This is a genomic window from Citrobacter sp. Cf136 (genome assembly GCF_030333815.1).
Classification (GTDB): Bacteria; Pseudomonadota; Gammaproteobacteria; order Enterobacterales; family Enterobacteriaceae; genus Citrobacter; species Citrobacter freundii.
This window is the reverse complement of sequence record NZ_JAOWFE010000032.1, coordinates 1,571,140-1,583,494: the sequence shown is the minus strand read 5'-3', so window position 1 is coordinate 1,583,494 and position 12,355 is coordinate 1,571,140. Positions and strand designations below refer to the sequence as shown.

Annotated in this window: 14 protein-coding genes; 11 read left to right on the top strand and 3 right to left on the bottom strand. The window is 53.6% G+C overall.

Annotated elements, in window-relative coordinates; all coding sequences use genetic code 11:
• The first annotated feature begins 127 nt into the window (after positions 1-127).
• Positions 128-1,663 (top strand): murein biosynthesis integral membrane protein MurJ, encoded by a 1,536-nt coding sequence (murJ, locus tag OGV98_RS12190; protein WP_087878701.1) that lies wholly within the window; start codon positions 128-130, stop codon positions 1,661-1,663.
• A gap of 85 nt (positions 1,664-1,748) precedes the next feature.
• Here the strand turns inward: murJ and flgN are convergent, their stop codons facing one another.
• The 3 genes from flgN to flgA all read right to left on the bottom strand — a co-directional run bounded on the left by flgN (position 1,749) and on the right by flgA (position 3,221).
• On the bottom strand, positions 1,749-2,171 hold the full coding sequence (gene flgN / locus OGV98_RS12185) for a flagella biosynthesis chaperone FlgN (protein ID WP_003036178.1): 423 nt from the start codon (positions 2,169-2,171) through the stop codon (positions 1,749-1,751).
• A gap of 3 nt (positions 2,172-2,174) precedes the next feature.
• The gene (gene flgM, locus OGV98_RS12180; RefSeq protein ID WP_003036183.1) at positions 2,175-2,468 is read right to left on the bottom strand and encodes a flagellar biosynthesis anti-sigma factor FlgM; all 294 of its coding nucleotides are present in this window, start codon (positions 2,466-2,468) and stop codon (positions 2,175-2,177) included.
• A 93-nt stretch (positions 2,469-2,561) separates the two neighbouring features.
• Positions 2,562-3,221 carry a flagellar basal body P-ring formation chaperone FlgA gene (gene flgA / locus OGV98_RS12175; protein ID WP_003036186.1) on the bottom strand — a complete coding sequence of 220 codons (660 nt, stop codon included), beginning with the start codon at positions 3,219-3,221 and terminating at the stop codon, positions 2,562-2,564.
• Positions 3,222-3,378: 157 nt separating this feature from the next.
• On the opposite strand from flgA, the gene flgB reads away from it, so the two are divergent.
• From flgB to flgK, 10 genes are all read left to right on the top strand, one after another.
• A complete protein-coding gene (gene flgB, locus OGV98_RS12170; protein ID WP_003846806.1) occupies positions 3,379-3,795 on the top strand; it encodes a flagellar basal body rod protein FlgB in 417 nt (138 codons plus the stop codon).
• Between the two features lie 3 nt (positions 3,796-3,798).
• On the top strand, positions 3,799-4,203 hold the full coding sequence (gene flgC / locus OGV98_RS12165) for a flagellar basal body rod protein FlgC (protein ID WP_003036191.1): 405 nt from the start codon (positions 3,799-3,801) through the stop codon (positions 4,201-4,203).
• Between the two features lie 11 nt (positions 4,204-4,214).
• Complete coding sequence (gene flgD / locus OGV98_RS12160; RefSeq protein WP_003836761.1) at positions 4,215-4,913, top strand: flagellar hook assembly protein FlgD; 699 nt, start codon at positions 4,215-4,217, stop codon at positions 4,911-4,913.
• Positions 4,914-4,939: 26 nt separating this feature from the next.
• Entirely contained in the window at positions 4,940-6,226 is a 1,287-nt protein-coding gene (gene flgE / locus OGV98_RS12155) for a flagellar hook protein FlgE (protein WP_003846805.1), read from the top strand.
• Between the two features lie 20 nt (positions 6,227-6,246).
• On the top strand, positions 6,247-7,002 hold the full coding sequence (locus OGV98_RS12150; protein WP_003036200.1) for a flagellar basal body rod protein FlgF: 756 nt from the start codon (positions 6,247-6,249) through the stop codon (positions 7,000-7,002).
• Positions 7,003-7,015: 13 nt separating this feature from the next.
• On the top strand, positions 7,016-7,798 hold the full coding sequence (gene flgG / locus OGV98_RS12145) for a flagellar basal-body rod protein FlgG (RefSeq protein WP_003036202.1): 783 nt from the start codon (positions 7,016-7,018) through the stop codon (positions 7,796-7,798).
• Positions 7,799-7,855: 57 nt separating this feature from the next.
• The gene (flgH, locus tag OGV98_RS12140) at positions 7,856-8,554 is read left to right on the top strand and encodes a flagellar basal body L-ring protein FlgH (protein ID WP_003836756.1); all 699 of its coding nucleotides are present in this window, start codon (positions 7,856-7,858) and stop codon (positions 8,552-8,554) included.
• A gap of 33 nt (positions 8,555-8,587) precedes the next feature.
• On the top strand, positions 8,588-9,664 hold the full coding sequence (locus tag OGV98_RS12135) for a flagellar basal body P-ring protein FlgI (RefSeq protein ID WP_085954040.1): 1,077 nt from the start codon (positions 8,588-8,590) through the stop codon (positions 9,662-9,664).
• Entirely contained in the window at positions 9,664-10,614 is a 951-nt protein-coding gene (gene flgJ, locus OGV98_RS12130) for a flagellar assembly peptidoglycan hydrolase FlgJ (protein WP_003836755.1), read from the top strand. The genes OGV98_RS12135 and flgJ overlap by 1 nt, the downstream gene beginning before the upstream one ends.
• Before the next feature lie 64 nt (positions 10,615-10,678).
• Positions 10,679-12,349, top strand: a complete 1,671-nt coding sequence (gene flgK / locus OGV98_RS12125; RefSeq protein WP_049016420.1) for a flagellar hook-associated protein FlgK — start codon at positions 10,679-10,681, stop codon at positions 12,347-12,349.
• Positions 12,350-12,355 lie beyond the last annotated feature (6 nt).

Sequence of the window (12,355 nt, the reverse complement as noted above, 5' to 3'; positions counted from 1 at the left end):
GGCCTGATAAGGCGCTACGGTGTCGCCATCAGGCACAGCAAAAGTGTCGGATGGCGGCGAAAATGCCTTATCCGACCTACGGGCAGGTTTGTCGGGGTTTTGCCTCAGAGTCTGGAATACAACATAGATGAATTTATTAAAGTCGCTGGCAGCCGTCAGCTCGATGACGATGTTTTCACGTGTGCTGGGTTTTGCGCGTGATGCGATTGTCGCCAGAATCTTTGGTGCAGGGATGGCGACAGATGCCTTTTTTGTGGCATTCAAACTTCCTAACCTGCTGCGCCGAATTTTTGCCGAAGGCGCATTTTCGCAGGCGTTTGTGCCGATTCTTGCTGAGTATAAAAGCAAGCAGGGGGAAGATGCTACCCGCGTGTTTGTTGCCTACGTTTCCGGACTGTTGACGCTGGCGCTGGCTGTGGTGACGGTAGCCGGGATGTTGGCTGCGCCATGGGTGATTTTAGTTACCGCGCCGGGGTTTGCCGACACAGCGGATAAATTTGCACTGACCACTCAACTGCTGCGGATCACTTTTCCCTATATTCTACTGATTTCACTGGCCTCACTGGTTGGTGCGATCCTTAACACCTGGAACCGCTTTTCTATTCCTGCGTTTGCCCCGACTTTTCTGAATATCAGCATGATCGGTTTCGCACTGTTTGCGGCCCCTTATTTTCATCCGCCAGTGCTGGCGCTGGCGTGGGCCGTTACCGTGGGTGGCGTGCTACAGCTGATTTATCAGCTTCCGCATCTGAAGAAAATTGGCATGCTGGTACTGCCGCGTGTGAACTTCCGCGATGCGGGGGCGATGCGCGTCGTCAAGCAGATGGGCCCGGCGATCCTTGGGGTATCAGTCAGCCAGATTTCACTGATCATCAATACGATTTTCGCCTCGTTTCTGGCCTCTGGCTCAGTTTCGTGGATGTACTATGCCGACCGTCTGATGGAGTTTCCGTCCGGTGTGCTTGGCGTAGCGCTGGGGACTATCCTGCTGCCATCGCTGTCAAAAAGCTTTTCCAGCGGTAATCATGATGAGTATTGTCGCCTGATGGACTGGGGCCTGCGCTTGTGTTTCCTGTTGGCATTACCGAGTGCCGTAGCGTTGGGTATTCTGGCCAAACCGCTGACGGTGTCTCTGTTCCAGTACGGTAAATTTACTGCCTTTGATGCTGCGATGACCCAGCGTGCGCTGGTGGCGTATTCGGTAGGTTTGATTGGTTTGATCGTGGTGAAAGTGTTGGCTCCGGGCTTTTACTCGCGCCAGGATATAAAAACGCCAGTGAAGATTGCCATTGTGACGCTGATTATGACCCAGGTGATGAACCTGGCGTTTATCGGGCCGTTAAAGCATGCCGGGCTGTCGCTGTCGATTGGTCTGGCGGCGTGTCTGAACGCTTCACTGCTGTACTGGCAGTTGCGTAAGCAGAAAATCTTCACCCCGCAACCGGGCTGGACCTGGTTCCTGGCGCGACTGGTGATTTCCGTGTTGGTGATGTCGGCGGTGCTGATTGGGATGCTCTACATCATGCCAGATTGGTCGCAGGGAACGATGTTATGGCGCCTACTGCGTCTGATGGCGGTCGTGGTGGCAGGTATTGCTGCTTACTTCGCAGCACTCGCTGTACTGGGCTTTAAAGTAAAAGAGTTTGTGCGCCGGACGGCATAAAGAATCAATGCCGGATGGCGGCATAACGCCGTATCCGGCCTACAAAAAGTGTAGGCCTGATAAGCAAAACGTTATCAGGCTTGCATCAGATAGAGAATTTTTTCCCGCCGCGGTGCGCAGCTGAAGTTTGACCGTTTGCGCCATACAACGCCGGTTCCTGGTGCGGTTTCAGCACTTGTATTGCTTGTTGATTACGCTCGATCTGCCCTTCCAGCAGCCAACCATTGTGCTGGTTGAGGTCGCGTAAGTGCTGTGTTTTCTTGGTGATAGTCTGCCAGCGTTCAGCAATCTCATCATTGGCGCTGCGCGTGGCGTCATGCTCCAGGCGGCGCTGTTGCTCAAGATAATCAAGGGTTGCCAGCAGCGAGCTTTTTTCTTCTGTAATACGCTGTAGCTGGCTGCCATTGATATGCCCTGCGGAAAGCTGCTGCTGTTCAGCATCCATTACCGTTTTCAGGTCATTGAGGACAGTTGTCATCTGGTCAAGTATTTCTGACAAACGAGTCATACTTTATTTACTCTGTAGGTAGCTCTGCGCCTCGCGAATCAGCGAGTCGGCAATTTTTCCGGTATCCATTTTCAATTCACCGTTACGGATTGCGGTTTTCAGTGCTTCCACGCGTTCCATATTGATGTCATTGGTGCCGGGCTGCATCAGTTTGGCCTGGGCGTCGCTCAGCATGACGCTGGTGCTGGTGGTCGCGGTGGTTTTTTCCTTCTGCGCTTTTTGTACCGGCGCATCGCTGGTTTCACGCGGCTGAACGGTGCTTACTGGCTTCAATGGTGAGGTACGATCAATGCTCATTTTATTTTTCCTCATCGAGGGGTTACGCTATAGCGGCCCGCTGTAATCATTGGTTGTTTATCTATCGGCACACGCTAAAAAATCTTTAACCTATTATAGGTTAATAAGAATATTCCCATCAGAATCGACGACGCCGCTCACCACCTGGCCTGAAATCATCCGCACTCGCGCATTCTGTGCGACAGCGGCGTTGTTCAGCGCTTTACCTTCGGCATTAACCCGAAAGCCATCTCCGTTGGCAATAACCAGCACGCGCTGACCGGCCTTGATCCGCCATGCCTGGCGCAACATCGAAAGCTGTATCGGTTGGCCCGGGACCAGATCGCGCAGGCTCACAGCATCCTGCACCTGACTCATATCCAGCACCGCGCGCGGCGGTAGTTGGTCCAGCCGACCACGTTTCAGCGTTACGCTGGCTGGGGTCAGGGTGCTACCTCGTGCTACAGGCGCGGCGGCTACTACGTAGTTTCCCGTCGCCTGGACGTTCACCTGCAGATAACGTTTTTCGTTGGCGCAGCGAGCCAGCACATTCACATTACCCCACAGTTTCGCGCTACCTGACACGCTTAATGCCGGTTGCTCACAGCTCGGCAATAAGTTTGGTGACGTTCGGATAGTGACCACCACCTCATCGCTAAATCCGGCCAGGCGCTGGGAAAACCATGCCGTTAGCTGCGAATTCAGGTCTTGCGCCAGCGTCATAGGGCTGAACAGCAGTGCTGCCACGACTATTCCACGTTTAAACGTTTGCATCAAAACCTCGCGCTTTTTCAGGTAATGGCAGGATTTTACCTGTGTGACGCAGTCATCAACGCAACAAATAGCGACGCATTTTGCGTTTATTCCGGCGATAACGCGCGCGTAATGGGATTTAAGCTGTCGGCTGAATTTTGTCATTTGCGGAGGAGATATGCTCGATAAGCTCGACGCCGCCTTACGTTTTCAACAGGAAGCGCTGAATTTGCGCGCCCAACGCCAGGAAATATTGGCGGCCAACATTGCCAATGCCGACACGCCGGGGTACCAGGCGCGCGACCTGGATTTCGCCAGTGAATTAAAAAAAGTCATGGTGCGAGGACGGGAAGAAACCGGCGGCGTTTCGTTGACGCTGACCTCTGCACAACACATTCCGGCCCAGACCGTTTCTTCGCCGTCTACGGAGCTGCTCTACCGTATTCCTGACCAGCCATCTCTTGATGGCAACACGGTGGATATGGACCGGGAGCGCACGCAATTTGCAGACAACAGCCTCAAGTATCAAATGGGGCTGACCGCGCTGGGTGGGCAAATCAAAGGCATGATGAACGTGCTGCAAGGAGGGAACTAATTCGTGGCGCTGTTAAATATTTTTGATATCGCAGGTTCTGCGCTGACGGCTCAGTCTAAACGCCTGAACGTCGCGGCCAGTAACATGGCGAATGCGGATAGCGTCAGCGGGCCCGACGGTCAGCCGTATCGCGCGAAACAGGTTGTTTTTCAGGTAGATGCTGCGCCAGGTGCGGCAACTGGTGGCGTAAAAGTTGCTGACGTCATTGAAAGTCAGGCACCGGATAAGCTGGTTTATGAACCCGGTAATCCGCTGGCCGATGCGAATGGCTACGTAAAAATGCCGAATGTGGACGTCGTTGGTGAGATGGTCAACACCATGTCAGCCTCGCGTAGCTACCAGGCAAACGTCGAAGTGCTCAACACCGTGAAAAGCCTGATGCTCAAAACGCTTACGTTAGGCCAGTAAAGGAGGCGCATATGTCTATTGCTGTAACCATGAATGACCCGAGCAATGCAGGCGTTAAAGCTGCCACCGGGAATAGCTCCCTGACGGGCAGCAATGCCGCTGACCTGCAAAGCAGTTTTCTGACGCTGCTGGTCGCACAACTGAAAAACCAGGATCCTACCAACCCGCTGCAAAACAACGAACTGACTACCCAGTTGGCGCAAATCAGTACCGTGAGCGGGATTGAGAAACTGAACACCACGTTAGGGTCGATCTCCGGGCAGATCGACAACAGTCAGTCGCTGCAGGCCAGTACGCTGATTGGCCACGGGGTCATGATCCCGGGTACCACCATCCTGACCGGTAAAGGGACGGAAGAGGGTGCCAAAACCACGACAACACCATTTGGCGTTGAGCTGCAGCAACCGGCAGATAAGGTTACCGCAACCATTACCGATAAAGACGGCAAAGTGGTACGCACCATTGACATTGGTGGATTGAAAGCGGGCGTTCATACCTTTACCTGGGACGGCACCATGACCGATGGCACGGATGCACCAAGCGGTTCTTACAACGTGTCAATTGCTGCCAGCAATGGTGGAACGCAACTGGTGGCACAGCCGCTTCAGTTTGCGCTGGTGCAGGGCGTTATTCGCAGTAACGGCGGTAATACGCTGGATCTTGGCACCTATGGAACCACCACCCTCGACGAAGTACGGCAGATAATTTAAGCCTTCACACTTATCAGGAGTAAGTCATGGCCTTTTCTCAAGCGGTCAGCGGTCTGAACGCTGCAGCGACCAACCTCGATGTCATTGGTAACAACATCGCCAACTCCGCCACCTACGGTTTTAAATCCGGTACGGCATCTTTTGCCGATATGTTTGCCGGTTCGAAAGTCGGTTTGGGCGTTAAAGTTGCGGGTATTACTCAGGACTTTACCGACGGTACTACCACCAACACCGGACGTGGTCTGGATGTTGCTATCAGCCAGAACGGTTTTTTCCGCATGGTAGACAGTAACGGTTCCGTTTTCTACAGCCGTAACGGTCAGTTCAAGCTCGATGAAAATCGCAATATCGTTAATATGCAGGGGCTGCAGTTGACGGGCTATCCGGCTACCGGTACACCACCGACAGTTCAGCAGGGTGCAAACCCGGCACCGATCACTATCCCGAATACGCTGATGGCGGCTAAATCCACCACTACCGCGTCAATGCAGGTCAACCTGAACTCCACTGACAAATTGCCAACGAAGACCCCGTTTAACCCAAGCGATGCGGACTCCTACAACAAAAAAGGCAGTGTTACCGTTTTCGATAGCCAGGGTAATGCCCATGACATGAACATTTTTTATGTCAAAACAGGCCCTAACAAATGGGATGTCTACACCCAGGACGCCAGCGTTACGGGTTCAGTTGCCACCAAGAATGCGGTGATGAACTTTAGTGCTAACGGTACGCTGACTTCTGTGAATAATTATGTTGAAGAGCCAGTAGACCCCTTAGATCCAACCGGACCAAAACATCTGGTTGAAGGTCCGGCTAATGCCCAACCGCAAATTCAGATCTCCACCGGTACGATCAATGGCGCAGTTCCGGCGAACTTCTCCCTGAGCTTCCTGAACTCCATGCAGCAAAACACCGGTGCCAACAACATCGTCGCCACGAGTCAGAACGGCTATAAGCCGGGCGATCTGGTGAGCTACCAGATTAACAATGACGGTACGGTGGTCGGTAACTACTCCAACGAACAGCAACAGGTTCTGGGGCAGATCGTGCTGGCAAACTTTGCCAATAACGAAGGTCTGGCATCTCAGGGCGATAACGTCTGGGCGGCCACTCAGGCCTCCGGTGTGGCGCTGCTGGGTACCGCGGGTACGGGTAACTTCGGCAAGCTGACCAACGGGGCGCTTGAAGCGTCAAACGTGGATTTGAGTAAAGAACTGGTGAATATGATTGTCGCCCAGCGTAACTATCAGTCGAACGCGCAGACCATCAAAACCCAGGATCAAATCCTCAACACGCTGGTCAACCTGCGCTAAGCGCCTGACGGGATGGCTTAATGGATCACGCAATTTATACCGCCATGGGCGCGGCCAGTCAGACGCTGAATCAACAGGCGGTGACGGCCAGCAACCTGGCAAACGCCTCCACGCCAGGGTTTCGTGCACAGCTCAATGCACTGCGCGCGGTTCCTGTAGAAGGATTGTCTTTACCGACGCGTACGCTGGTCGTGGCCTCCACACCGGGGGCCGATATGACACCGGGTCAGATGGACTATACCTCCCGCCCGCTGGATGTGGCGCTGCAACAGGATGGCTGGTTGGCTGTGCAGACCGCGGATGGTAGCGAAGGATATACCCGTAACGGTGCTATTCAGGTAAGCCCAACGGGTGAACTGACTATTCAGGGACACCCGGTAATTGGCGAAGCCGGACCGATAGCCGTACCGGAAGGTTCAGAAGTCACCATTGCGGCGGACGGGACAATTTCTGCACTTAACCCTGGCGATCCGGCTAATACGGTCGCGCCAGTGGGGCGGCTGAAGCTGGTGAAGGCTACAGGGATCGAAGTGCAACGTGGCGATGACGGTATGTTCCGTCTGACCCAGGCCGCACAGGCTACCCGTGGTGCGACGTTACAGGCCGACCCCAGCATCCGTGTGATGTCGGGCGTGCTGGAAGGCAGTAACGTTAAACCGGTTGCTGCGATGAGCGACATGATCGCCAACGCCCGCCGCTTTGAAATGCAGATGAAAATTATCAGTAGCGTGGATGATAACGCGGGCCGCGCCAACCAACTGCTGTCGATGAGTTAATACAGGACATTTTATGATCAGTTCATTATGGATCGCCAAAACCGGCCTGGATGCGCAGCAAACCAACATGGATGTGATTGCCAACAACCTGGCAAACGTCAGCACCAACGGATTTAAGCGCCAACGCGCCGTGTTTGAAGATCTGTTGTACCAGACGATTCGTCAGCCTGGCGCACAGTCTTCTGAACAAACCACGCTGCCGTCTGGTTTGCAGATTGGTACCGGTGTACGTCCGGTTGCAACCGAGCGTTTACACAGCCAGGGTAACCTGTCGCAGACCAACAACAGTAAAGATGTGGCGATTAAAGGCCAGGGCTTTTTCCAGGTCATGTTGCCCGATGGTACGTCCGCTTATACCCGCGACGGTTCTTTCCAGGTGGATCAGAACGGCCAGTTGGTGACGGCGGGTGGTTTTCAGGTTCAGCCTGCCATCACCATTCCGGCTAACTCGCTCAGTATCACCATTGGACGCGACGGTATTGTCAGCGTGACCCAGCAGGGACAGGCGGCGCCTGTTCAGGTCGGGCAGCTTAACCTGACAACATTTATGAACGATACCGGTCTGGAAAGCATTGGTGAGAATCTGTACACCGAAACGCAGTCATCCGGTGCGCCGAACGAGAGCACGCCGGGGTTGAACGGCGCGGGTCTGCTGTATCAGGGCTATGTTGAAACCTCTAACGTCAACGTGGCGGAAGAGCTGGTAAACATGATCCAGGTTCAGCGCGCTTACGAAATCAACAGTAAAGCGGTATCGACCACCGATCAGATGCTGCAAAAACTGACGCAACTCTAAAGTGGAGTCCGGTGGGGTGAAAACCTCACCGGCACACTGATTTTGAAGATGACCGCAATGCGAAAATACGCGCTTCACCCATACCCTATTTTAGCCCTGCTGGTGGTTTCACTAACAGGATGTGCCTGGATCCCGGCCACGCCCCTCGTGCAGGGCGCGACGACTGCCCAGCCCGTTCCAGGTCCAACGCCGGTGGCGAATGGCTCAATCTTCCAGTCGGCACAACCGATTAACTATGGTTATCAGCCACTCTTTGAAGACCGTCGTCCACGCAATATTGGCGATACGCTGACCATCGTATTGCAGGAAAACGTCAGCGCGAGCAAAAGCTCTTCGGCGAACGCCAGCCGCGACGGCAAGACAAACTTTGGCTTTGATACCGTACCGCGCTATCTGCAAGGTCTGTTCGGTAACGAACGTGCCGACGTAGAAGCCTCAGGCGGTAACTCCTTTAACGGTAAAGGCGGCGCGAACGCCAGAAATACCTTCAGCGGTACGCTGACCGTAACGGTCGATCAGGTACTGGTGAATGGCAACTTACATGTCGTGGGTGAAAAACAGATCGCCATAAATCAGGGCACTGAATTCATTCGCTTCTCCGGGGTCGTTAACCCGCGCACCATCAGTGGCAGCAACTCCGTACCGTCAACCCAGGTTGCGGACGCGCGTATTGAGTACGTCGGCAACGGCTACATCAATGAAGCGCAAAATATGGGCTGGTTGCAGCGTTTCTTCCTTAACTTGTCGCCGATGTAAGCGAGGTACCCCGTGTTTAAATTTTTTGTTGGAATGGCACTGGTGCTGGTAACCGGCTTCGCGCATGCCGACCGTATTCGTGACCTGACCAGCGTGCAGGGCGTGCGGGAAAACTCGCTGATTGGTTATGGGTTGGTGGTGGGTCTGGATGGTACAGGTGACCAGACCACCCAGACGCCGTTTACCACGCAAACGCTCAACAACATGCTGTCGCAGTTGGGGATCACCGTGCCCACCGGCACTAATATGCAGTTGAAAAACGTGGCAGCGGTAATGGTCACCGCGCAGTTCCCGGCCTTTGGTCGTCAGGGGCAAACTATTGACGTTGTAGTCTCTTCCATGGGTAACGCTAAAAGCCTGCGCGGCGGAACGCTGCTGATGACCCCGTTAAAAGGGGTCGATAGCCAGGTATATGCGTTGGCGCAGGGGAATATTCTGGTTGGCGGTGCGGGCGCAGCTGCGGGTGGCAGCAGCGTGCAGGTAAACCAGCTCAATGGCGGACGCATTACCAACGGCGCGACCATCGAACGTGAATTACCCAGCCAGTTCGGCGGCGGTAACACCATTAATCTGCAACTGAATAATGAAGATTTCACGATGGCGCAGCAAATTACCGACACTATTAACCGCTCGCGTGGTTTTGGCAGCGCAACGGCGTTGGATGCCCGCACTATTCAGGTGCGCGTGCCAAGCGGCAACAGCTCGCAGGTGCGTTTCCTTGCTGATATCCAGAATATGGAGGTGAACGTCACGCCGCAGGACGCTAAAGTGATTATCAACTCGCGCACCGGATCTGTCGTCATGAACCGCGAAGTAACGCTGGATAGCTGTGCCGTGGCACAAGGCAACTTGTCGATCACGGTGAACCGCCAGGCGAACGTCAGCCAGCCGGACACACCGTTTGGCGGTGGACAAACCGTAGTGACGCCACAAACCCAGATTGACCTGCGCCAAAGCGGTGGTTCGCTGCAAAGCGTGCGTTCCAGCGCCAACCTGAACAATGTTGTGCGTGCGCTGAATGCACTGGGGGCAACGCCGATGGATCTGATGTCCATTCTGCAATCGATGCAGAGCGCGGGTTGCTTACGCGCCAAACTGGAAATCATCTAATGATTGGTGACAGCAAACTGCTGACCAGTGCCGCCTGGGATGCGCAATCTCTGAACGAACTGAAAGCGAAAGCGGGTCAGGACCCGGCGGCGAATATCCGCCCGGTCGCCCGTCAGGTTGAAGGGATGTTCGTGCAAATGATGTTGAAAAGCATGCGTGAAGCGTTACCGAAAGATGGCGTGTTTAGCAGCGATTCAACGCGCTTGTATACCAGCATGTATGACCAACAAATTGCGCAGCAGATGACCGCAGGCAAAGGTCTGGGGCTGGCTGAAATGATGGTCAAGCAGATGACTGAAGGGCAAGCGCAACCTGCGGATGACGCGCCGCAGGTGCCGATGAAGTTTTCACTGGAAACGGTGACCAGCTATCAAAATCAGGCACTGACGCAACTAGTCCGCAAAGCCATCCCCCGGGCGACAGAAAGTAATGATCAGCCGCTGTCAGGTGACAGCAAAGACTTCCTCGCCCAGCTGTCACTGCCGGCTAAGCTGGCCAGTCAGCAGAGCGGGGTCCCGCATCATCTGATTTTGGCGCAGGCGGCGCTGGAGTCCGGATGGGGGCAGCGACAAATTCGTCGCGAGAATGGCGAACCGAGTTTCAACATTTTTGGTGTGAAGGCTTCGGGAAGCTGGAAAGGTCCAACCACTGAAATCACCACCACTGAATATGAGAACGGTGAGGCGAAAAAGGTGAAAGCCAGATTCCGTGTCTATAGCTCTTACCTTGAGGCGTTGTCGGATTATGTCGGTCTGATATCCCGTAACCCGCGCTATGCGGCGGTGACCGCTGCCGCGACCGCCGAACAGGGGGCGCAGGCATTGCAAAATGCGGGTTACGCCACAGACCCTAACTATGCACGTAAATTAACCAGCATGATCCAGCAGTTGAAATCGATGAGCGAAAAGGTGAGTAAAACCTACAGCACGAATCTCGATAATCTCTTTTAAATAGCTCAAGTCTACCGACCTGCTGCCGATAATAACGAGTATTGAAGGATTACAAGGAACCTCCATGTCCAGCTTGATTAATAACGCGATGAGTGGACTCAGCGCAGCGCAGGCCGCGTTGAATACTGCCAGTAATAACATCTCCAGCTATAACGTTGCCGGATATACCCGACAAACAACAATTATGGCGCAAGCGAACAGCACGCTGGGTGCGGGGGGCTGGGTAGGCAATGGCGTCTATGTTTCTGGTGTACAACGTGAATATGACTCCTTTATCACTAACCAGTTGAGAGCAGCGCAGAACCAGAGCAGCGGTCTGACGACGCGCTATGAGCAAATGTCAAAAATCGATAATTTGCTCTCCAGCAAAACCAGCTCTATTTCGACCTCAATGCAGGACTTTTTTACCAGCCTGCAAACGCTGGTCAGCAACGCCGAAGATCCGGCGGCGCGCCAGGCGCTGATCGGTAAAGCTGATGGGTTGGTAAATCAGTTTAAAACGACTGACCAGTATCTGCGCGATCAGGATAAGCAGGTTAATACCGCGATTAAAGCCAGCGTCGATCAGATCAACAACTATTCGAAACAAATTGCCAGCCTCAACGACCAGATTTCTCGTATGACAGGCGTCGGCGCAGGTGCATCTCCTAACGACCTGCTTGACCAACGCGATCAGCTGGTCAGTGAACTGAATCAGATTGTCGGTGTTGAAGTCAGCGTTCAGGATGGTGGCACCTACAACCTGACAATGGCCAACGGCTATTCGCTGGTGCAGGGCAGCAATGCACGTCAACTGGCGGCAGTGCCTTCCAGCGATGATCCTAATCGTACAACGGTGGCCTATGTTGATGGCGTTGCCGGAGCTGTTGAAATTCCTGAGAAACTGTTGAATACCGGTTCACTGGGCGGACTGCTCACCTTCCGTTCTCAGGAGCTGGATCAGACGCGTAATACCCTAGGCCAACTGGCGCTTGCATTTGCCAGTGCATTTAACGCCCAGCATAAAGAAGGTTTTGATGCCAACGGCGATAAGGGTGAGAATTTCTTCGATATCGGCAGCCCGTCTGTACTGAGTAATGCTAAAAATATTGGCAAAGCGGAATTAACTGCAGAAGTTGGTGACAGTTCGAAAGTACAGGCTACCGACTATAAGGTTGTGTTCAGTGGCGGTAAGTGGCAGGTGACGCGTCTGGCAGATAACACAACGTTTGAAGCTACACCAGGTGCGGATGGAAAACTGGATATTGATGGTCTGAAAGTGACAGTGACTGTTAATCCCCCCAATCCCGGGCCTCAAGAGAATGACAGTTTTATTCTGAAACCGGTAGAAAACGTTATCGTTGATATGAAAGTCAAGGTGACCGACGAGTCGAAAATCGCCATGGCGTCAGAGAAAAACACTGATCCTGCTGCGGATACAGGTGCAAGCGATAACCGTAACGGTCAGAAACTGCTGGATCTGCAAACCAAAGCAACTGTCGGCAATAAGACCTTCAACGATGCATATGCCACCCTGGTAAGCGATGTCGGGAACAAAACCGCTACGCTGAAGACCAGCAGTACCACGCAAAACAATGTGGTCAAGCAGCTTTATAACCAACAGCAGTCTATTTCCGGCGTTAACCTCGACGAAGAGTACGGTAATTTACAGCGTTTTCAGCAGTATTACCTGGCTAACGCTCAAGTGCTGCAGACCGCGAATGCGTTGTTTGATGCACTGATTAATATCCGCTAAGGGAGA

Excerpts from the sequence above, each read along its gene's own strand:
- murJ (WP_087878701.1), top strand. The coding sequence starts at position 128 with ATGAATTTATTAAAGTCGCTGGCAGCCGTCAGCTCGATGACGATGTTT.
- flgN (WP_003036178.1), bottom strand. The coding sequence starts at position 2,171 with ATGACTCGTTTGTCAGAAATACTTGACCAGATGACAACTGTCCTCAAT.
- flgM (WP_003036183.1), bottom strand. The coding sequence starts at position 2,468 with ATGAGCATTGATCGTACCTCACCATTGAAGCCAGTAAGCACCGTTCAG.
- flgA (WP_003036186.1), bottom strand. The coding sequence starts at position 3,221 with ATGCAAACGTTTAAACGTGGAATAGTCGTGGCAGCACTGCTGTTCAGC.
- flgB (WP_003846806.1), top strand. The coding sequence starts at position 3,379 with ATGCTCGATAAGCTCGACGCCGCCTTACGTTTTCAACAGGAAGCGCTG.
- flgD (WP_003836761.1), top strand. The coding sequence starts at position 4,215 with ATGTCTATTGCTGTAACCATGAATGACCCGAGCAATGCAGGCGTTAAA.
- flgE (WP_003846805.1), top strand. The coding sequence starts at position 4,940 with ATGGCCTTTTCTCAAGCGGTCAGCGGTCTGAACGCTGCAGCGACCAAC.
- OGV98_RS12150 (WP_003036200.1), top strand. The coding sequence starts at position 6,247 with ATGGATCACGCAATTTATACCGCCATGGGCGCGGCCAGTCAGACGCTG.
- flgG (WP_003036202.1), top strand. The coding sequence starts at position 7,016 with ATGATCAGTTCATTATGGATCGCCAAAACCGGCCTGGATGCGCAGCAA.
- flgH (WP_003836756.1), top strand. The coding sequence starts at position 7,856 with ATGCGAAAATACGCGCTTCACCCATACCCTATTTTAGCCCTGCTGGTG.
- OGV98_RS12135 (WP_085954040.1), top strand. The coding sequence starts at position 8,588 with ATGGCACTGGTGCTGGTAACCGGCTTCGCGCATGCCGACCGTATTCGT.
- flgJ (WP_003836755.1), top strand. The coding sequence starts at position 9,664 with ATGATTGGTGACAGCAAACTGCTGACCAGTGCCGCCTGGGATGCGCAA.
- flgK (WP_049016420.1), top strand. The coding sequence starts at position 10,679 with ATGTCCAGCTTGATTAATAACGCGATGAGTGGACTCAGCGCAGCGCAG.